Annotated in this window: 18 protein-coding genes; 6 read left to right on the top strand and 12 right to left on the bottom strand. The window is 49.6% G+C overall.

What is annotated here, in order from left to right; all coding sequences use genetic code 11:
* Positions 1-45: 45 nt before the first annotated feature.
* The 4 genes from JFN88_RS04340 to uxaC form a co-directional block, all read right to left on the bottom strand.
* Entirely contained in the window at positions 46-1,368 is a 1,323-nt protein-coding gene (locus JFN88_RS04340; protein WP_199018106.1) for an LLM class flavin-dependent oxidoreductase, read from the bottom strand.
* 13 nt (positions 1,369-1,381) lie between these two features.
* Positions 1,382-1,933: a GNAT family N-acetyltransferase gene (locus JFN88_RS04335; RefSeq protein WP_199018105.1), complete on the bottom strand. Its 552-nt coding sequence runs from the start codon at positions 1,931-1,933 to the stop codon at positions 1,382-1,384.
* A gap of 60 nt (positions 1,934-1,993) precedes the next feature.
* A complete protein-coding gene (locus JFN88_RS04330) occupies positions 1,994-2,476 on the bottom strand; it encodes a DinB family protein (RefSeq protein WP_199018104.1) in 483 nt (160 codons plus the stop codon).
* A gap of 300 nt (positions 2,477-2,776) precedes the next feature.
* Positions 2,777-4,183, bottom strand: coding sequence for a glucuronate isomerase (uxaC, locus tag JFN88_RS04325; protein WP_233167396.1), 1,407 nt, complete (start codon positions 4,181-4,183; stop codon positions 2,777-2,779).
* Between the two features lie 437 nt (positions 4,184-4,620).
* Between uxaC and JFN88_RS04320 the strand changes: the two genes are divergently transcribed.
* The 6 genes from JFN88_RS04320 (at position 4,621) to JFN88_RS04295 (ending at position 12,794) form a co-directional block, all read left to right on the top strand.
* Positions 4,621-6,903, top strand: a complete 2,283-nt coding sequence (locus JFN88_RS04320; RefSeq protein ID WP_199018103.1) for an amidase family protein — start codon at positions 4,621-4,623, stop codon at positions 6,901-6,903.
* A 44-nt stretch (positions 6,904-6,947) separates the two neighbouring features.
* Positions 6,948-8,657: an S-layer homology domain-containing protein gene (locus JFN88_RS04315; RefSeq protein WP_199018102.1), complete on the top strand. Its 1,710-nt coding sequence runs from the start codon at positions 6,948-6,950 to the stop codon at positions 8,655-8,657.
* Positions 8,658-9,042: 385 nt separating this feature from the next.
* The gene (locus JFN88_RS04310) at positions 9,043-9,816 is read left to right on the top strand and encodes an ABC transporter permease (protein WP_199018101.1); all 774 of its coding nucleotides are present in this window, start codon (positions 9,043-9,045) and stop codon (positions 9,814-9,816) included.
* On the top strand, positions 9,813-10,604 hold the full coding sequence (locus JFN88_RS04305) for an ABC transporter permease (RefSeq protein ID WP_199018100.1): 792 nt from the start codon (positions 9,813-9,815) through the stop codon (positions 10,602-10,604). The genes JFN88_RS04310 and JFN88_RS04305 overlap by 4 nt, the downstream gene beginning before the upstream one ends.
* A gap of 35 nt (positions 10,605-10,639) precedes the next feature.
* Entirely contained in the window at positions 10,640-11,617 is a 978-nt protein-coding gene (locus JFN88_RS04300; protein ID WP_199018099.1) for an ABC transporter ATP-binding protein, read from the top strand.
* Positions 11,618-11,726: 109 nt separating this feature from the next.
* Positions 11,727-12,794 carry a lactonase family protein gene (locus JFN88_RS04295; RefSeq protein ID WP_199018098.1) on the top strand — a complete coding sequence of 356 codons (1,068 nt, stop codon included), beginning with the start codon at positions 11,727-11,729 and terminating at the stop codon, positions 12,792-12,794.
* A gap of 107 nt (positions 12,795-12,901) precedes the next feature.
* Here JFN88_RS04295 and JFN88_RS04290 read toward each other — a convergent pair whose 3' ends face one another.
* From JFN88_RS04290 to JFN88_RS04255, 8 genes are all read right to left on the bottom strand, one after another.
* Positions 12,902-13,600 carry a type 1 glutamine amidotransferase gene (locus JFN88_RS04290; protein WP_199018097.1) on the bottom strand — a complete coding sequence of 233 codons (699 nt, stop codon included), beginning with the start codon at positions 13,598-13,600 and terminating at the stop codon, positions 12,902-12,904.
* 107 nt (positions 13,601-13,707) lie between these two features.
* Positions 13,708-14,832, bottom strand: coding sequence for a GerAB/ArcD/ProY family transporter (locus JFN88_RS04285; protein WP_199018096.1), 1,125 nt, complete (start codon positions 14,830-14,832; stop codon positions 13,708-13,710).
* 15 nt (positions 14,833-14,847) lie between these two features.
* Positions 14,848-15,084 carry a hypothetical protein gene (locus tag JFN88_RS04280; RefSeq protein WP_199018095.1) on the bottom strand — a complete coding sequence of 79 codons (237 nt, stop codon included), beginning with the start codon at positions 15,082-15,084 and terminating at the stop codon, positions 14,848-14,850.
* Between the two features lie 6 nt (positions 15,085-15,090).
* Entirely contained in the window at positions 15,091-16,290 is a 1,200-nt protein-coding gene (locus JFN88_RS04275; RefSeq protein WP_199018094.1) for a Ger(x)C family spore germination protein, read from the bottom strand.
* Positions 16,287-17,840 (bottom strand): spore germination protein, encoded by a 1,554-nt coding sequence (locus JFN88_RS04270; RefSeq protein WP_199018093.1) that lies wholly within the window; start codon positions 17,838-17,840, stop codon positions 16,287-16,289. Before JFN88_RS04270 ends, JFN88_RS04275 begins: the two co-directional genes overlap by 4 nt.
* 218 nt (positions 17,841-18,058) lie before the next feature.
* On the bottom strand, positions 18,059-18,832 hold the full coding sequence (locus tag JFN88_RS04265) for an ABC transporter ATP-binding protein (protein ID WP_379165966.1): 774 nt from the start codon (positions 18,830-18,832) through the stop codon (positions 18,059-18,061).
* On the bottom strand, positions 18,789-19,634 hold the full coding sequence (locus tag JFN88_RS04260; protein ID WP_199018091.1) for an ABC transporter permease subunit: 846 nt from the start codon (positions 19,632-19,634) through the stop codon (positions 18,789-18,791). The genes JFN88_RS04265 and JFN88_RS04260 overlap by 44 nt, the downstream gene beginning before the upstream one ends.
* Positions 19,635-19,658: 24 nt before the next feature.
* Complete coding sequence (locus JFN88_RS04255) at positions 19,659-20,765, bottom strand: ABC transporter substrate-binding protein (RefSeq protein WP_233167395.1); 1,107 nt, start codon at positions 20,763-20,765, stop codon at positions 19,659-19,661.
* Positions 20,766-20,768 lie beyond the last annotated feature (3 nt).

The following is a 20,768-nucleotide window of genomic DNA, read 5'->3' as shown; positions in this document are numbered from 1 at the left end:
TCAGCCTGTGAAACTAGCTGATTGAAACCGTTGAATTCGGTTAAATCACACGCGCTGCAAAGTGTGGCGGTTTGCCGGAATCGGCAGTCCCAGATTTCCGCGCAGCGTATCCGCTTCGTACTCCGTTCTGAAAATCCCGCGCTCCTGCAAAATCGGCACCACTTTTTCTACAAACCTGCGCAGTTGCACCGGTGTAGCCGCGTGGACAATGAAGCCGTCCGATCCTTTCTCCTCGTGCCATTTCTGGATCAAATCGGCTACCTTTTCCGGCGTTCCGGTGAATGAACTGCGCGGCGTTGTGGTCTGCAGCGCCACTTGACGCAATGTAAGACCGTGTTCACGCGCTTTTTGCTTGATTTTATCCGTATCGCTGCGGAACGTGTTTTTGCCGAGATCGCCCAGATCCGGGAACGGCTCGTCTAGCGGATATTGGCTAAAATCATGGTGATCAAAGAAACGACCGAGGAATTCAAGGGCACGGTCTATGGATACCAGACTAGCCAACTCTTGATAGAGCTGCTCGGCTTCCTCTTCCGTATCGCCTATTATCGGGCCGATCCCCGGCATGATGACGATGTCATCTTCAGAGCGACCCTGCTCGACTGCACGTTCCTTGATTTCTTTATAGAATGCTTTCGCATCCTCCAGAATGGTATGGCTTGTAAATATGGCGTCAGCGCTCGCTACCGCCAACTCTTTGCCGCTCTCCGACGCTCCTGCTTGGAAAATAACCGGCTGGCCTTGGCGGGACCGGGCAACATTCAGCGGCCCTTCTACAGAAAAATAGTTGCCTTTGTGATTCAATGGGTGCATTTTGGAGGAATCGAAGAAACGGTCATTTTCCTTATCCCTGACGAAAGCGTCATCCTCCCAGGAATCCCACAGGCCTCGCACAACTTCCAAATGCTCGGTTGCAATCTTGTAACGATCACCATGCGTAGGATGACTGCCTTTATTAAAATTCCGCGCCGATGCTTCCAGTGGAGAAGTGACGACATTCCACCCCGCCCGTCCATCGCTGATCGCATCCAGCGAAGCGAATTGTCTGGCAACGGTAAACGGCTCGCTGTAGGAAGTCGACAGTGTTCCGACCAGCCCAATACGGGAAGTGACAGCCGCAAGCGCCGATAAAATCGTCAACGGTTCAAAACGATTGAGGAAATGGGGAATTGATTTCTCATTGATATGCAACCCGTCGGCGATAAACGCCAGATCGAATTTGCCGGCCTCTGCAAGCTGCGCATGGTTTTTATAAAATTCAAGGCTGATACTTGCGTCCGCCGGCACATCAGGATGCCGCCAGCCGGAAATCAAGCCGCCTACCCCGTGAATAATGACACCAAGTTTCAATTGTTTACGTTGAGACATTTCATTTCCTCCCTTAATGTAGTTGTACTTCTTCCTCTGCTTGCGCCAGAAATTCGGCAAGTGGAATCCGGTAGCACTTAATCAGTATTCCCTCTGAGTCGAACTCTTTGTCCAGCACACGCTCAAGTCCGAGACGTTCGTACAAATTCACAGCAGATTTCATAATGTCCGTTGTGTACAGATAGAGCGCATCTGCTCCCCAACTCGCCGCCACTCTGGCACTTTCACGGATAAGCCGGGTCGCGATTCCCTGGCCGCGCGCCTCCTTGCTTACTCCAAGCAGCCGGAGCACCGGTGTTGCATTACCGGGACTGGAGGAACCGTATGCCGCTTCACTCGTCTTGAATAAGAAGACGCTGCCTGCCAGCTTTCCATCCAATTCAGCGACAATCTTCGCGTCCGCAGCATCCTCTCTTACTGAGGCTTCGATGCTGTCGCGATAAGCTTCCCATCGCTTGGGGCTCAAGACGTCCCGGTACTGGTCATAAGCTTCGAGCAGCAACGGCGCCAGCGCATCCTGATCCGCCGTCCCTGCCAACCTCACTGTAACCTGTTGATTTGCCATATTGTCGTCCCCCAATTCATCTTCCGATGCTGCAGCCGCTTAACCCCGCTTCAGGCGCTATTACCCGCTCACAGAAGTTTCATACGCGCTTTTAATGCGATCGATTTGTTGCAGATGCGATTGAACATGATTCGCAACCGACGTAATAATTCCGCGCAGCGAAACTTCATTGCCAGCGGCGTTCAATGCTGTCTTATCCCAATCTTCCGGACGCAAACGTGCAAGCAACAAACTGTTGTATTGAATCAAGGCAGCAATCAGGGCTAAATAATCCTCTACCTTGCTTTCGTTCGCATACTGACCTGAAACCCATTTATCCTGTTCAAAACCCGGAAGACGCGCCGAAGTGTCTGCCAGTAAATCGCGTATCCGAAACGTGACCACAATATGATGGTCCGCCAGGTGGGAGATAACCTCCACAACGCTCCATTTCTCAGGCGCCTCTTTCCAATAGAGCTGCTGCTGCGTCAACTCTTCAACAGCCTGGTGCAATTGATCGTGAATATTTAAGTAGGGTTGAATATCGAAAGGTATTTTAGACATCGTACTCCTCCTCTTTTTTTGTATGTGAATACCCCTTTTTATTATTCAAATGATTCCTAGTTGTTAAATCGGAATTATGAATGAAATAAGCCTACTTTATGGCCGCCTCAAATTCAATTGTTTTTTGATAGATAACTTTTATACAGAGATTGATAAAATCTATACCCAACCATATAAATCCATATATGATATTTTAATGATGAAATTAGCTTAAAATCGAAATCAGTGCTTGACTTTTAGCAAGAGAAAGCACTTTTATCGCTTCCTCCGCTTTCCGTCAAACACTGATTAAGGTGGAGCCTAAAATTTAAAGTAATTCTTCGCATTATAATACGAAATGTGTTGCACGATGCCGCCAAGCAACTCCAGATCATTCGGAACTTCACCGTTTTCAGTCCACTCTCCAAGCAGATTGCAAAGGATGCGGCGGAAGTACTCATGACGCGTATACGACAGGAAACTCCGGGAATCGGTCAACATGCCGACGAAACGGCTGAGCAAGCCGAAATTACCAAGCGACTTGAGCTGCGCCAGCATTCCGTCCTTCGTGTCATTAAACCACCAAGCCGAGCCTAGCTGGATTTTTCCAGGGATTCCGTCGCCTTGAAAGCTTCCCATCAGTGCAGCCAGAATTTCGTTGTCATTTGCGTTGAGCGAATACAAAATCGTCCGCGGCAGCAAACTTTCCTCATCCAGCGAGCTTAACAGCTTCATCAGCGGGTACGCCACCGGACTATCGTTGATTGAATCAAAGCCCCGATCCGGCCCGAGCAGATTGAACTGCCGAAGACTATTATTTCGCGCCGCATTAATATGATATTGCATCGCCCAGTCATGACGGGCATACAGCTTGCCCAGGAAAATAAGCGTATATGTCTTGTACTGCTGCTCTTCATCCCGACTGACCCGCTCACCCTTCAATGCACGAGCAAAAATTGCCGCCGCTTCCTCCTTGGTCGCCTCTTTGTAGGGCACATAGTCCAGCGCATGGTCGGATACGCGACAGCCCGCCTGATGAAAAAAGTGTACTCGCGACTCCAGTGCAGACAGCAGAGCATCATAATTCGAAATAGACGTTCCCGCTGCCTGTTCCAGTTGGCCGATCCATTCCCTGAATCCGACACGGTTAATTTCCAGTCCCTTGTCCGGGCGGAACGATGGCAGCACCTGAACATCGAAGTCTTCAATATCCTTGATCTTGAAGTGATACTCCAGGGAATCAACGGGATCATCTGTTGTGCAGATGACTCTGACATTTGACTTCACGATCAAATCACGCGCCTTGAATCCGCTTCCACTCAGCTTTGCATTAGCCTTCTCCCAGATGATCTGGGCATTCTCCTCATTAAGCAGTTCCTCAATATCAAAAAAACGGCGAAGCTCCAGATGCGACCAATGGTAGAGCGGGTTGCCGATTGTGTTCGGCACTGTCTTGGCCCATGCCGCAAATCGCTCGTAATCGCTTGCACCCTCGCCTCCAGTTACATATTTCTCAGGCACGCCGTTGGCCCGCAATGCCCGCCATTTATAATGATCTCCATACAACCAAGCTTCTGTAATATTCGAAAACGCCTTATTTTCATAGATTTCCTGAGGGCTTAAATGGCAGTGATAGTCAATGATCGGCATATTCTTGGCATAATCATGATACAAACGGACAGCCGTTGCATTAGACAGTAAGAATTGATCATCCATAAACGCTTTCAATTACTGCACCTCCATTAATTTAAACCATACTTATCTTGTATACCTTACCATACTGCCGCACGCGTCTTCAATATTCTCTCACTTTTGTATGTTCCACAGACCTCTACTTGGGATGACCAATGTCCAAGCAACCAGATTATTCTATTGCATCTAGAATCTATGTGATATATTTATGTTATATTATATAACATTAAAATAATCTTAAAAACTATATAATCTAATGAAAAATTGAGATTTTGCACGATAATACTGGATGATAACGTTTTTTTAGCGTTTAATTAGTTTGCAAGAAAACCTAACACTAAATACAATGATTATTATGAAACTCACGTTATTTTCGATAAAAATATCATAGGCGGTGATAAAATCTGACATAGTGTATGTACAACATCAAGACTCGTATTCTATCACCAGACTACAATTATTCAGGAGGCCCCATGAACAACAAACTGCTTAAATCACTGTTATCCGTCCTGATCGCAGCAACCTTATTTACCGGGTCGGGAGTCGTCTCGTCCCCTTATGCAAGCGCACAACAAGATTCCCCTGTTGCTCAGACCCCTTCCGATACATCTCCTCAAAGCGGAGACACGCCGGAAGAGTCAATCGTTGAAATCCCGGCGCCGGATGCTTCGCCAGAGGACAACGAGTCTGCGCAAAGAATTGCAGACCAACTGGCAGATACTTCTCCATCCGTCGTAGTAGAGGGGCAGAAGAACCTTCGCTTTGGAGAAAAACTGCAGGTCAGCATTGCGTTGAAAAATATTCCGGATACAGTAGCGGCAGAAAAATTCGTGATTCAATACAACACCTCCAAGCTGGAATTCCAGGAGGTAAAAGCGGCAGGAAGCCATATTCAAATCGTCGGACAACAAGAAGCTCCCGGCAAGATTACCGTCATTACAGCTAATCCGAATTCCAAACTGGTGAGCAACCAACCGATTATTATCGTCAGCTTCAAAGCCAAAGCAGCAGCCGGAGTTGACAATGTAACAGTAAGCGCAGAACTCGGACTCTCCCCGGACGGCGAGTACGGAACAGCCGGCAGTTCTACACTGGATCTTGAAATTGAAAAAGGACTCATCGGCGACCTGAACCGAAACGGCAAAATTGAGATCGGCGACCTCGCCAAGCTGGTTCACTATTTCGATCTCACTTCCGTTGATCCGCAATGGGAGCGAATTGCCGAAGGTGATTTCAACGCCAATCTGAAAATTGATTTGGCCGACCTCGCGATTCTCGCCAGAAAACTGTTGGACAAGCCATTTGAGCTGATCGAAACTACGGTTGCCGACATTCACGCCGCCATGCAATCCGGTGAACTGACAGCCGAAAAGCTGGTCAGCATGTATTTGAAACGCATCGACAACTATGACAGCCAGCTCCATTCTATTCTAACCGTCAACTCACACGCTCTGGATATCGCCAGGGAGATGGATGCGGAATACAAGGCGACAGGCAAATTAAGAGGCCCTCTGCATGGCATTCCTGTCATTGTGAAAGACAACTACAATACCGTCGGCATGCCGACAACCGCGGGCTGCATATGTCTTCAAAACAACTTTACAACAACCGATTCGTTTATGATCCAGAAGCTGAAGGACGCAGGGGCAATCATTTTGGCCAAATCCAACCTTCATGAATTCGCCTTCGGCACTACAACTATCAGTTCCCTGGGCGGACAGACCAACAACCCTTATGACTTGTCCCGCAACCCGGGCGGTTCAAGCGGCGGTACAGGCGCAGCGCTTGCAGCAAATCTCGGCGCAATCGGACTGGGCACAGACACAGGCGGTTCGATCCGAATTCCTTCCTCCTACAATAGTCTCGTCGGCATCCGCCCTACAATTGGATTGACAAGCCGTGAAGGCATCATTCCACTGGCGCTGTCTCAAGACGTAGGCGGACCAATGGCCCGCACAGTTGCAGACGCCGCCCTGATGCTCGATGTGGTCAGCGGCTATGACAAGAATGATTTGGCAACCTCTTACAGCATCGGGCGCATTCCAAGCAGCTACACCGACTACCTGGATGTGAACGGTCTGAAGGGAGCGCGCATTGGCGTTATCCGTGACAGCAGCGTGATGGGAACCAACAGCGAGGTCATCCGATTGACCAACCGAGCCATTGCTGAGATGGAACGCATGGGCGCAACTGTAGTTGATGTGACCGTTCCAAACCTTGCGAAGATTCTGAGCTACAATAGCTTGAGCGGTACAGAATTCAAGTTCAATCTGAACGATTACTTGAACTCTCCATCCATCGGCCCGGATGTAACATTCAAATCTCTCTCTGATATTTTGGCGACAGGCACAATTCTGGAGTCGCAACGAAGCTCCATGGTTGCCCGCAATAGCATTGAGGTGCTGGAGACGGAAGCCTACAAGGATATTCTGTTGTACCGAACACGCACAACCCAGCAGTCCTTGCTGTCAACAATGGCAGACAACAAATTAGACGCCCTGTTATATCCATCTACAGCGGCTCCGGTCGGAGGAAGCGCCGGCAGCGCCAACCGTCTCAGCCCGTTCTCCGGTTTCCCGGCAATTAGCGTACCTGCAGGATTCGCCAGCATAAGCGGACGCCCGGATTCACCGATCGGCATCGAGCTGCTCGGCAAACCATTCGACGAAGGCACCTTGATCAAGCTAGCATATGGATTCGAGCAAGGCACCAAATACCGTGTGTCCCCTGAGCTGTTCCCTGCTTTGACTAATTAATCAAGCAACAGTGCACGCTCAAACAGGAAAGGAAGATTTCAACTATGGTACGCAGACTCTATATAATCGCCATGGCACTGCTGCTCTGTACCGCTGCGCTCCCGATGGGATCAGCCCGGGCAGAAGACGGCGGACCTGTCTTCTCGCTGCAAACATCCAACTCCAAACTTGCTGTCGGCAGTGTATTCAAGGTAACAGTCAAAGCCGATCGGCTTCACGACGTGTACGGCTATGAATTCAACCTCTATTTTGATCCATCCCGGCTTGAATATGTGGAAAACAGCGCAGCAACAGACCTTGACGGCTACTCTGTCCCCGCCAAGGTTGTACAGCAAGACAAAACCTATGTCCGTTTTGCCCATGTCAAAACCGCCAATGTGCCGGGCTTTAGCGGAAACGCCGCTCTGTTGTCGCTATCCTTTAAAGTTAAGCAAGCATCATCCACAACCCTTGAACTGAAAGACATCAAGCTGATCGATTCCAAATTTGTCGAGTCTGTATTGGATACGTCTGTAAAAGCGAATTTAACACCTGACACCTCTTCCCCCGGAGGCAACGGCAATAATGGCAACAGCAGCAATAGCGGCGAGACCAATACCGGAGGCAACCAGCCAGATACAGATAAACAAACGCTCGTCCTGACAGCTAAAGAGTTGAGCAATCCGACTTCCGGTAAAGTCAGGGCAACTCTCCCTCCGGGAGCAAGCAAGGTACAGCTTCCAGGCAACGCATATGAACTGCTTGGAGACAACGACCTGGAGATTCTTTCAGGAAAGGATACCTTTCTCATCCCTTCCGCCGTCCTGCGACAGCTTGCCGATGAAGTCACGCCCGAACAAGCCAGGCAGAGTACAATCACACTGACGTCCGCTCCTGTAACCGGTTTGGCTGAACAATCCGCATTGCTGCCAGATGAGAGCAACACCGACGGATTTGAAGTCCGCTTTGGCTCCGGTGTTTACGACTTCCAACTGACGCTGACGACGGCGGACGGCAAATCAATCGAGCTGAAAACGTTCAAGCAGCCGGTCACAATTCGTTTGCAAGCAAACTCTGATATTAACCCTAGACTATCCAGCATTTACTACATCCCAGGCACCGGTCCGCTGGAGCGAATCGAGAGTGACTACAATAACGGGGAATTCAGAGCAAAGGTAAATCATTTTAGCGTATATGCCGTGGTGGAAAAGAAAAAGAAGTTCAAGGATGTCCCGGCTTCATTCTGGGCCAGCAATGTCATTACAGAGCTTGCGTCCAAACAAATTATTAACGGGACAAGCGCCACAGCCTTCGAACCTCAGCGAAGCATTACACGGGCTGAATTCACCGCCTTGCTCGTCCGGGCGATCAAACTGTCTTCGAGTGCCAAAACCGCTTTTACCGACGTCAAGCCTTCAGACTGGTTCAGCGGCGACATCGCAGCTGCAATTGAGAGCGGAATTGTAAACGGCAAATCGGTTTCCAACTTTGCGCCTTATGCACAGATTACACGTGAAGAAATGGTTACGATGATGATGCGCGCCTACAAACTGCAAAAAGGCGCAACGACAGATGCAGCCGCTCCATCATTCACCGATGAGGTGAACATTTCACCGTGGGCAATCAGTCATGTCAAAGAAGCCGCCGCTTTAGGACTGATTAAGGGCCGCTCCGGGAACAGCTTTGCGCCGCAAGGCATCTCTACACGCGCCGAAGCAGCGCAGGTTATTTACAATTTGATTGAAAATACAGCCGCAGCAAGCGCTAGACCTTGAGAAATCAAATAATATTCATATTAAAGACGCACAGCCATAAAGGTTGTGCGTCTTGGCGTTCCAGGAGAAGTCTTTTGTTGATTTCACCTGCGATCCCGCGACAAAACCATCACTAAAATGCCGCGAAGTACCCCTAAACTAAAACAAACAGCGCCGAATCGGCCCCGTAGACAATTTTTAACTAGAGTTATAAATTTCAATATCCAAGCAAAGCAATGTATGCCCTCAATTCCTATAATAGTAGAATAACACACAGAAAAGAAAAAGTCTACTATTTTCCCAAAAATTTCGTTATATTTTTTATGCTGCTGCGAAATTTTTGGTTACGCTTCTAAATCTGGAAATCTATTGCGCAGCAATTTACTATCGAGGTGTTATATAATCCATGTTCTCCCTCACTTTGGCGAGAAAATCCTACGCCCGAAATTTGCAGTACCGCAGCGCCCATCTGATGCGGACGTTCGCCAGCGTCATCATCGGCTATATCTACATAGCCGTCTGGATGGGGGTGAGCGAAGGACAAGCGCTAGGCGATTATGGCATGCACGGCATCATTAGTTACATCGCCTTTAATCAAGCCTGCTTATGGGTGATCATGGCCACGAACGGTCTGGGAATCGAGGAATGGGTCCGAACCGGACAAATCTCTCATGAGCTAATGAAGCCGATGCACTTTTTCTGGTACATGCAAAACAGAGAGTGGGGGCAGACCTGGTACCAGCTTTTGTACAGCACCATTCCCATATTGCTCATCTATATTGTCGTGCTGAAAATACGCATGCCGGAACATCCCATCACCTGGCTATGGACACTGATCGCAATGCTCCTGGCTGCCTATATTGCAATCTGCATCGCCTATCTGATCGGTATTGCGGCCTTTTGGACGACCGAATCCCGCTGGCTGAACGGCGTTCATATGGGCCTTAATATGCTGCTGTCCGGGTTCTTCATTCCTGTCGAATGGCTCCCCGGCTGGCTGAAGACGATCAGCGCGCTCTCCCCCTATCCCAGCCTGCAATACGTCCCGTCCCGCATCTATCTGGAGCTGGATTCTTTCAATGCCTTGAAGCTGTCTCTGTTCTGGTGCCTGCTGCTTACTATTTGCTGCTTCGCAATAACCAGAACCGTCCGGCGCAAAGTGGAGGTGCAAGGAGGATGAGCTGGATTCACATTTATTTTCGGCTAGCCGGAGCAAGTCTCAGGAGCCAGATGCAGTATAAATTCAATTTTATTCTATCAACACTGCTCGTATTTTTGATGTTCGGACTGGAATTGATGACGGTATCGATTATTATTTATAAATTCAACGGCATCAAGGGCTGGAGTGTATATGAGGCAGGCTATCTGTTCGCCATCATGATGTTTGTAAGAGCGTTCTACCGGATAATCGCCGGGGAAATCAACGGATTTGAGAAATACCTCGTTCAAGGCATGCTCGATCAACTGCTGCTGCGCCCAATGCCTGTACTGCTTGTGCTGGTGACGCGAAATTTTCGGCCGATGGCGGGAGAGCTGGTACTGGGAACAACCACTATGAGCATCTGCCTGTCCTATTTAATAGAGAACAAACAAGCAACCCTGTGGGCCATCCCCTGTTCGCTCGCGGTGATTGTAAGCGGAACGATTATTACTTTGGCTATCGGCCTTGCCACCGCAACCGTCGGTTTCTGGACACACCGCATTGATGAATTGCAGCGAATTACCGATAACGCAGCTTCCATTGCCAGCCAATACCCCCTATCGATCTACCCCAAATGGATGCGAATCACGCTGCTGACCGTGCTGCCGATGGGCTTCACCAGCTATATGCCTTCACTTTACGTCATTCGCGGCGAGCTGGGGCTGTGGATTTTGCCAGCGACGATGCTCCTGGCGGTCGCCCTGCTGCTCGGGGCGCTGTCCTTCTGGAAGCTTGGGCTGCGTCATTATCAAAGCACAGGAACTTAAAATTTAAGGTTGAGTCACTATAAAGGAGAAATGACATGATCATTGCGCATCGGTTAAATAAAACCTTCCGACTCCCGATTGTGATGGAAGGCCGCTTTAGCGCCGTCCGCACACTGCTCTCCCGGGAATATCGTGATGTGGAGGCTGTGAACGACATCAGCTTCGAGATCAGCAAAGGCGAATTCGTCGGCTATATCGGACCTAATGGCGCGGGCAAATCAACAACTATTAAAATGCTCTGCGGCATCCTGCACCCCACATCAGGCGAAGTGACGATTAACGGCTGCAGCCCGCAGAAGCAGCGGCAGCAGGTCGTCCGTCAGCTAGGAGTCGTCTTCGGCCAACGAACACAGCTCTGGTGGGACCTTCCGCTCAAGGATTCCTTCGACATCCTGGCCTCGCTGTACAAGCTGGAGCAGCAGTTCTTCAAAAACCAGCTCGGAGTCTTGACGGAAATTTTACAGCTTCAGGAATTGATGGGTATCCCGGTGCGCAAGCTCTCGCTCGGCCAGCGCATGCGGGCCGACCTGGCCGCATCGCTGCTGCATGACCCGGACATTCTCTTTCTCGACGAGCCGACAATTGGTCTTGATGTGGCAGCCAAGAAACAAATTCGGGACTACCTGAAGCAAATGAACAGCCAGTGGAACAAAACCATTCTGCTCACCACTCACGACATGGATGATATCGAGCAGTTGTGCAGCCGTGTAATCGTCATCAATCATGGAGCCGCCATCTATGATGGCGATCTGGAAACATTACGCGGGCGGATCGGTCTTCCTACAGTGATGAAAATCAAATTCCGAGAGGCCGTCTCGCCCGGCTATGAAGATTTCCTGTCCGCTTCGACTTTTCAGGTAATCGGTTGTCAGGACCGGGTAATTACAGTAGCCTGCAATCGCAAGGAGACAACCGCTATGGAGGTGCTGAACAGGATGAGCAAACTTGGCACAATCGAAGATATCCATCTGGAAGAGCCGAATTTCGAGGACATTATTCATCGTATTTACTAGGTCATGCTCATGTCGCCAGTCAGGATTCATTTGCGCGAACCCTATATTTTTGCGATAATTTACCATAGGGATGATGCAATCCTGATTAAGTACGAATGGGGTGTTATTCATGACAATTTACGCGTATATCGGCTCTTATGCAAGCGCATCAGGTCCGGGACTGCTGGCAGCAAGCTATGATCCGGCAACGGGCAAGCTGGAGCTTCTGCAAGAGGTATCCGGGCTGTCCAATCCGACTTTCCTGGACGTCAATGCCGACGATTTCAGATTATACGCCTTGTTTGATGTGAAGGACGCCGAAGGCAACCGGACGGGCGGCGCCGCAGCCTATACCATCGACCGCAGCAACGGCAAGCTGGCCCTGATCAATGAGGCTACAACGACACCTGCGCCAACCTGCCATCTGGTGCTGGATGAGACGAACTCCTTCATTATCGTAGCCAGCTACCACGGCGGTCTGATCGGCGTATCCGAGTTGCTCGAGGACGGCGGGGTCGGATCTTCCTCCGATCTGAAGCAGCACCACGGCTCAAGCGTACATCCGGCCCAGACCCAGGCGCGCGCTCACTCCGTGTTCATTGCCCCGGGCAACCGCTATGCTGTAGCATGCGATCTCGGACTCGACAAGCTGTTTGTCTACAGTCTGGATGCGGGCGCCGGCAAGCTGACGCTCAAGAGCGAGACAAGTGTAGCGCCCGGCTCAGGGCCGCGCCACTTTGTGTTCCATCCGTCACAACCTTACGGTTATGCAATCAATGAACTGAATTCGACCGTCACCGCTTTCCATTACGACAATGAAGAAGGCAAGCTGACCGAATTGCAGACATTATCGACCCTGCCTGAGGACTTCGCCGGGGAAAGCTACTGCGCGGATATCCATATCTCACCGGACGGCAAGTTCGTGTACGGCTCCAACCGTGGACATGACAGCATCGTCGTCTACGCTGTAGATCAAGCTTCCGGCAAGCTGAACGTAGTGGAGTACACCTCGACACTGGGGGGACACCCGCGCAACTTCGGACTATCCCCGGACGGACGCTTCCTGCTTGTTGCCAATCGTGACGGCAACAATATCGTTACTTTCCGCAGGGATGAGCAAAGCGGCAAACTTGAAGCAACCGGCGACCAGCTTGCAGCCTCCAAGCCAGTTTGCATCAAGTTTCTTGAGGTCCGCTAAAGCAAAGGCCCGCCCTGCATAACCACTTACATACAAAAGACGCATCCGTTGAACCTGATGATCAGTCCGGTGCGTCTTTTATTATTCGTCAACTCTGGCAATAAACCTTACACAAATTCTCTGACCGAAGTAAACCGGTCAAGCAGATGCCCCAGCATCGCAAAAGACACCGCACTTCGCTCCAACTGGCTGCGGATTTCCTCTGGAGTCTGAATAAACGGCGCAGTGACAACCTCAGCGCTCCACGTTGCCAGCATCTCTTCGATTGCCGGAGGCGAGGCTTCAAGATGAAATTGCAAGGCGACAACATTGCTGCCATAGACAAAAGCCTGATTCGGACAAGCTTCCGAACTTGCCAATCGGACTGCCCCATCCGGCAGATCGAAGCAATCCCCATGCCACTGGAACGAGATAAACTGCTGCGGTATTTGGGCGAACAACGGATGTTCTTTCTCTGTCCGCTCGACCCGATGCCATCCCAACTCCTTGTACATGTTCCGATAGACGCTCGCTCCAAGCAGCTCTGCGAGCATTTGAGCGCCAAAGCAGATGCCTAGTACCAGCTTGCCGCTGTCTACCGCCTCTCTGACATAGTGCTTCTCCTTCACCAGCCAAGGATGCTTGTCATCCTCATAGACACTCATTGGTCCGCCCAGAATGATCAGCAAATCGTAGCTTTCATGACCGGGCAACTCCTCACCGTCCGGAGGAAATCCGACTTCCGTTTTGTGACCGTGTGCGGCTGCCCAGTCTGTAATCGCCGACTCATCGTCAAACGAAAAATGTTTCAACAACAACAATCTCATGAAATCTCCGCCTTGTCTCTATAGGTTTTTCGCCATAGTTTCACTCCTTTTATTTTACGTTCTTTTTAAGAAATATGTCAATTTTAATGACATGAAAATAACATTAATTACGAACCAGAATTTGCGCGCTGCAGACGGTTGCCGCTCCATTTATTCCGAAAATGGTAGACCAGCAGCAAAAATAAAGGAATAACCGTGCCGCACGTAATATCCCAATCGACCCAGTAGAAAATTACCGTTGCGAAATAATAGGTAATATTGGGGGAAATAATCATCGCCAGACCAAATACAATCATGGCCGACGGCCATATTAACGGTTTGTAGGATCTCAGTCTTAAAACCTGGGATATGCCCAATATAAAGCAGTAAAAGTACAGCGCTCCCTTGAAAAAAGTGGAGAGTATCCACACTGTGGCCACAATCACCTCAATCCGTTCGAGAAAATTGCCGATGCTGATCCGCTGTGCCAGAATAAATGACGCGTAAATATTGTGCCGGGTAAAAAACGGACCGAGCACCATAATGGATATCATCACAAGCGTGCTTAGCATCAGGCTGACGATCAGAGCAGTAAGGAGTATATCCTTGTTTCGATTACGCTGATCCGTTGTATACGGCAGCAGCATCATAAGTGCTATAAGCTCCCCAAATGGATAAGCGATCGTGACTGCTATCCCTTGTAAAATCGCTGTGGGGCCCGTACCGAATATCGGCCGTATCCGGTTGATATCTGCCTGTGGCAGAATAAAGACAAAGAGGAACAGCACGAACAACACTACTAACGGCAGGAACAGTTCCGCGCTTCTTGCCATACTTTCAATTCCATGGGATATCGCCCATACCACAACAATCAAATACAGGAGATGAATAACGGGCAGAGGTGTCTTGGGCATAATCTGGGTCGTCAAAAAATCCCCCACCTCACGCGTAATCGTAGAAGCGAGAATCAGAAAGTAAAACAGATACCAGAGACTTACAATAGCGCCAAGCCATTTTCCCAGATTCGCAATCAGCCCTTCAATCAGCGTCTTCCCCGGCTGCATTTTGTAAAGTCGAAGCATAATCCATATCGAGAATAACCCGAACGGAATACCCATTAAGGAGGCAATCCACGAATCTTGGTGGGAATAGGAAGTAATAACAGCCGGGTAGACCAAAATCATGTCCCCGATCTGTGTGAGCAAACAGAGTGCGGCGAGCTGCCTTACGTTTATTCGCCCTTTTTCCAACATGTTTTTTCCCTCCAATCAGGACCGTCTAAACATCAATTCAAGAAATTGATTAATCGGCTTGTAAATATAGACAATCAATTTCAGCGGGCTTGGAACCGTGATCATCTTCCATGCAATGACACTCATGATGCTCCCCGCAACCAGAAAGACGACAAAAACGGCCGTTTCCTTAATCCAACGGTTGCGCATCATAATTGGAAGCTGGAATACACAGATGGCAGCGGCAATAAGAACGACTATAATAGTTACCACCAGCGATCACTCCTTGATATAGCTTTGAAAGGAATCGTCAAGAGTTCCGACTTGTTTAATCTCGTACTCCGCCGTATAATTTACCTTCAGCTCGGCCAGTTTCTCATTCCATTGAGATTCAAGCTGCTTCCAGAGCTTCGGGTTCGTACGATTGATTTCCTCTCCAAAACCGAAGATATCCACCTTATACTTTCTACTGACACTCTCAACCGCTTTTTTCATAAGATTGATTATTTTGGATTCGGCATCTCGCTGCAGTCGGTTAATTACGTCAATATTTCCAATTTGCTCGTCGCACTCTACGGAAGCAACCGTGCTGATCACTTTGACATGAATGTTGATCGACGGTATCGATTGTCTGATTTCCGCCTTCATTTTCGAGCTCGTCTTTATGTGGCGAAGTGCGATTTTTCCCTTGTTAGAGCAATTGACATGTCCTACAGTCACACGGACATTGTCCCGAATGTAATTGAATCCTTTGGATTCATCTTCGTTCAGCCAGCCGATCAGCTTGTCCTTTTTAAATACTCCGATCCCTGTATAGATCAGCTTGGTACCTGGATTGCTTGTTTCCACGTTCCTTTGGAGACTGCCTGCTTTGGGATCACCCATAACCTGCACACCTGTGACAACAGGAGAAATTCCGCTGCTGATCATATGTTCGAATAAGCGGTCGGCATTTACAACGGTCGTCGGCGCCCATGTCTTGGATGACTGCTCCAGAGAATTGTAAAGCTTGTTGGCAGAGATTTTATCAAGCGCCGTCAAGGTGCTTAAGATCGTCTCAGCCGTAGTATTCCTGGCAATCATGACGTAATAATCCGGACGAACCATCGGGTCGCGCACCATAGACTCCATTATATCGCCGATGCCAACATGCGATGCAAACTCCTCACTGAGTACTAATACTCGTATATGAGAGAGAAACATCATCCGGGGACTGACCAGAGTCAGCTTCTGAATAGCCTCAAACAAGGTTGGGGCTGTCTGACTATATACCGTAATTGGCGAGCCGATTACTTTCCCCGTATTTGAGCTTACACCAGCTGGAATTACGACCTGTGCTGTCACTTTAAGGCCGTTGTCCGCCTGATCAATACCCAGACCCATAATGATGCCCAAGGTATTCATTTCCCGCCTGTCCCAGCAGCCCGTCAGTATAAGCAACATAACGGCAGTCAACAGAAGAGCTAACCATTTTTTCATATCCGGTCCCTCTTTTCTACCCCTTTCCTAACACCTTTCTTACTTTGCCTTCTCAGGTTTTGAGCCTTGCTGGATACAGGGCGGGCACGCATAAACGGCCATGGCGCCCGGTATAATGTATCCTTCAAATCACTTGCAATCAATGGTCCGAACGGGCTCATATACGCTACGCCAAAGGAGCGCAGACTCGTCAAATGAATAGTCAGCATGATGAGACCGATCAATATCCCATAGAAACCAAATGTTGCTGCCAGCCCCATCATCAGAAATCGGATAATACGAACCGAGATCGCCAAGCCATTCTCCGGGATGACGTAGCTGGATATGGCGGTAATCGACACAATAATGACCATTGCCGCCGATACGACGCCCGCATCTACAGCAGCCTGGCCGATTACAAGCGTTCCCACTATCGAAACGGCCTGCCCCACGGTTTTTGGTATTCTGACGCCCGCCTCGCGCAAAATTTCATAGGTCAGTTCCATCAGCATCGCTTCGATAAAGGCCGGGAACGGTACGCCCTCGCGTTGGGCTGCCAGACTGATCAACAGATTCGTAGGGAGCATCTCCTGATGAAAAGTGGAAATCGCAATATAAAAGGATGGAGCAAGCATAGCAATAAAAAAAGAAAGATATCTAATGAGCCGCAAAAGCGTACTTATATCCGCCCGCTGATAGTAATCTTCCGCCGATTGAAAGAAGTGTGCGAATAATGCCGGGACCAGCAGCACAAACGGCGTTCCATCCACTAAAATAGCTACTCTTCCTTCAAGCAAAGCCGCACATACTGTATCTGGACGTTCACTGTTATAGACCGTCGGAAATACCGTCTTGCTGGCATCCTGAATGAATTCCTCGATATAACCGCTATCCAATATTGCGTCAATATCAATCTTCTCCAGCCGGTTGCGCACCTCCTGAACAACGCCATCATCGGCTACATGGTTCAAGTAAACCATTGCAACAGTAGTTTTGCTGATGTAACCAATTTCCCGTGTTTCAACCCATAAGCGAGGGTCCTTGATTCGTCTGCGGATCAGTGTAATATTGGTGCGCAGATTCTCATTGAACCCTTCCATCGGCCCCCGCACAACCGATTGCGAATTCGGTTCTGTAACGTTTCTGTCCTCCCAGCCTGCTGCGCCGATCCGTAATGCAATACAACTTCCGTCCAAAAGCAAAATCACATTGCCGCCCATTAGATCAGTGAATATTTCGGTCATTTCAGTAATTTTTTCTATATCCGCAGCAATAAGAACTTCATGCATCAGATAGTCCAGGCGCCGGTTATCTTCGATCTCCTCCAGATCCCTGTCTGGATGCTGAACAAGGGAACGCAGGATAGAGGAATGCAAAATATGCTGGTCGACCAGACCAGCCATATAAACCAGTGCGGCAGGCCATTCTCTAAGACCTAAAAATACTTTTACAACGAGATCCGAGCTATTTCCAATCGTCTCCTTAATATATTGGAGATTTGCTTGCAGGTCGGCCATAATTGGTTTGTCGATTTCAGAGGTGACAGAGGGGTGGGAAGAATTAGTTTTCATGGTTGAGCGCCTCCGGTAACCGAATTCTAGTGCTGTTATTATGATCCCGAAAGCAGCAGATTATGTCATAAATATAAGAAAAATCAAATTATTTAATGATTTCCATTTGTCTCTTTTTAAGCTATAGAAACACAAACAAGACTTTGCCGTCAGATGACGAAGGCAAAGTCCTGAAAATTCTGCAAGACATCTCATGTATGGCCGCAGCTGTTTCGTTCTCAGATTGCAAAGGCAGAGGCGGAATGATGATCCGGATGTATCGTTCCTCTCTCCTTAGGTTCCAGCAATCGGTCAAGAATCGTCTTCTCATAATAAGCAAAACCGTTGTCACGCTCCCTAGGTCTTGCGAGCGCAATCCGGGTATCCATTGCGACCACGCCCTCCTCAAGCAGGATGACCCGGTCAGCCAGCGCCACTGCCTCGCTGACATCATGCGTGACCAGAATTGCCGTGAATTGCTGCTCTCGCCACAACTGTTCAATGAGCTGTTGCATTTCAATCCGGGTCAGGGCGTCAAGCGCTCCAAGCGGTTCATCCAGCAGCAACAGACGAGGATGTCCTGCCAGAGCACGCGCCAGAGACACGCGCTGCTTTTGTCCCCCCGAGAGAATACCCGGATATTCATCCGCGCGATTGGCCAGTCCGACTTGTTCAAGCGCAACGAGGGCGCTTTCGCGGTCATTGTGCTGCGTACCGATACGCACATTATCCGCAACCTTCTTCCACGGCAGCAGCCTGGCCTCCTGAAACAACACGCGCGTATCCTGATGAATGCCGGTTACCGGCTCATGATCAAGAACAATACTCCCATGGGAAGGTTGATCCAGCCCGGCAACCAGACGCAGCAACGTGCTTTTGCCACAGCCGCTTCGTCCGATAATCGCCACGAATTCTCCCGGCTCGATCGTCAGATTGACGTCCGTCAATACTTTTGTTTCGTCGAAATGCTTACGAAGCTGTTGAATTTGCAGCCGGATAGCTTTTTTTGACAAGACGGCCATCTCCCTTCGCAGCGGATTTTCGATAATTCGGATGCCACTTCAGAAATTGCCGTTCTGCAAGCTTGGCCAGACTGTCCGACAACTTGCCCAGCAACGCATAGATCAAGATGCTCAGTATGATGACTTCCATCTGCATATATTCTCTGGCGTTCATCGACATATAGCCAATGCCGGACTTGGCCGATACCGTCTCAGCCACGATCAGAGTGAGCCACATAATGCCAAGTGAATACCGCACACCTACCAGTATCGAAGCCAACGCTCCGGGGAACAGCACATTGCGATAGAGAGCAAAGCCTTTTAACCCGTACACTCTTCCCATCTCAATCAGTCCGGGGTCAATGGAGCGGATACCGTGAAACGTATTAAGATAGATCGGGAAAAACACACCGAGCGACACCATCACCAGCTTCGACTCTTCCCCAATACCAAACCAGATCAGAATGAGCGGAATCAGCGCGAGGTGGGGAATGTTGCGCACCATCTGGACCGAGGAATCCGTCAGTCTCTCCGCCAGTGACCACAGCCCGTTAACCAGACCCAAAATCAGGCCAATCGCACCGCCAACAAGAAACCCGGATACTGCACGGTTTGTACTGATTAATGTGTGGCGCAGCAGTTCGCCGCTTTCCACCATCTTGAGGAAAGTTTGCAGCACTTTGAACGGAGAGGGCGTAAGCGCCGCTTTGGGGCCTCCCCCCATTGAGGCGATTTGCCACAAAATAAGCACCAGCACCGGAATAAGAAAAGGCAGAACCGCGTTTATCCAGCGCCTTTCTTTTTTAGGGTTCATATTGATTCCCTCCTTTATCTGGCTTTACGGAGACTTCAGGTTTTTCAACTGCTCTGCAAAAACTTCACTCCAGATCGAAGGGACATCAACATCTTCCGTCAGAACACCTACTTTGCGAAGCACATCGGCCACATCCTTCAGCGATGCAATCGCCTCCTGGGAAATCGGAACAAGCTCTACTGAACGCTGCTTTTCCCCTTCTTTTAACGTTCCCAGCGCTTCCTCATATGGCTGATGGGTCTGCTCCGATACAATTTCCGCCCACCGCTCCTGATTTTTACGTGTCCAGTTATGGAAGGAGGACAAACGTTGCAGGAAATCGGCAATGGCTGCCTTCTTTGCTTCATCAGCGAGCGCATCATTTGAAGCTTCGATCAAAAAGTTCCCGGACAAAATATCCTTGGCCGAAGCAAGCTCCGTCGCTCCTTTCTGACGGGCCGAAATTATCGAATTCCCGTAGCTGGCCAGCGCTGCCACACTACCGCTGAGCAGGGCGCTCAACCCTTCGGAAGTCGGCAACTGTACAGGCTCAATATCTTGCCAGGTAAGCCCGTTTTCCTCGAGCATCTTGATCAGAAAATAATGGGCGGTTGTGTTCGCTACATAGGCAACCTTTTTGCCCTTCAAGTCCGAGACTGATTTCACCTCGGAACCGGCCGGAATCACCAGCTCCTGATTAAGTGTATTTCCCCTCTGAACCGCAATGACCTTGAAATTGCCCTGATTGGCGGCAAGCGCTGCAAACAATGGCGGAATTTCGCTAGTAGCAGCCAGGTCCAACTGATTGGCAGCAATTGCTAGAAGCTGATTATTGCCCCCCTGGAAAACACTGAACTCAATCTTGTAAGGCGTATCATCCAGTTTGGCCTCCTTAAATCCAAGCTCCCAGTTGGGCCAGCCGGTCTGGCCGATGCGCAGCGTCACTTTGCTCAAATCCGGCGCATCGTTCGCCTTGGCAGCTGCCGCTTGCTCCTTGCTGCCGCTTGCTCCCGCTGCCTTGCTCCCGTTGCCGTCCGCACCGCCATTGGCTCCTCCTGCACAGCCCGTCAGCAATGCCGCTATTACAATAACGACGGCTGCCAAATGGAAGGGCGTCTTCATTAGCACTTTTTTCTCGGCCTGTTGTCCCATGGA

Origin of the sequence: Paenibacillus roseus (assembly GCF_016424485.1) — a bacterium.
Lineage (GTDB): Bacteria > Bacillota > Bacilli > Paenibacillales > Paenibacillaceae > Paenibacillus_D > Paenibacillus_D roseus.
This window is presented reverse-complemented; position numbering and strand designations above follow the sequence as displayed.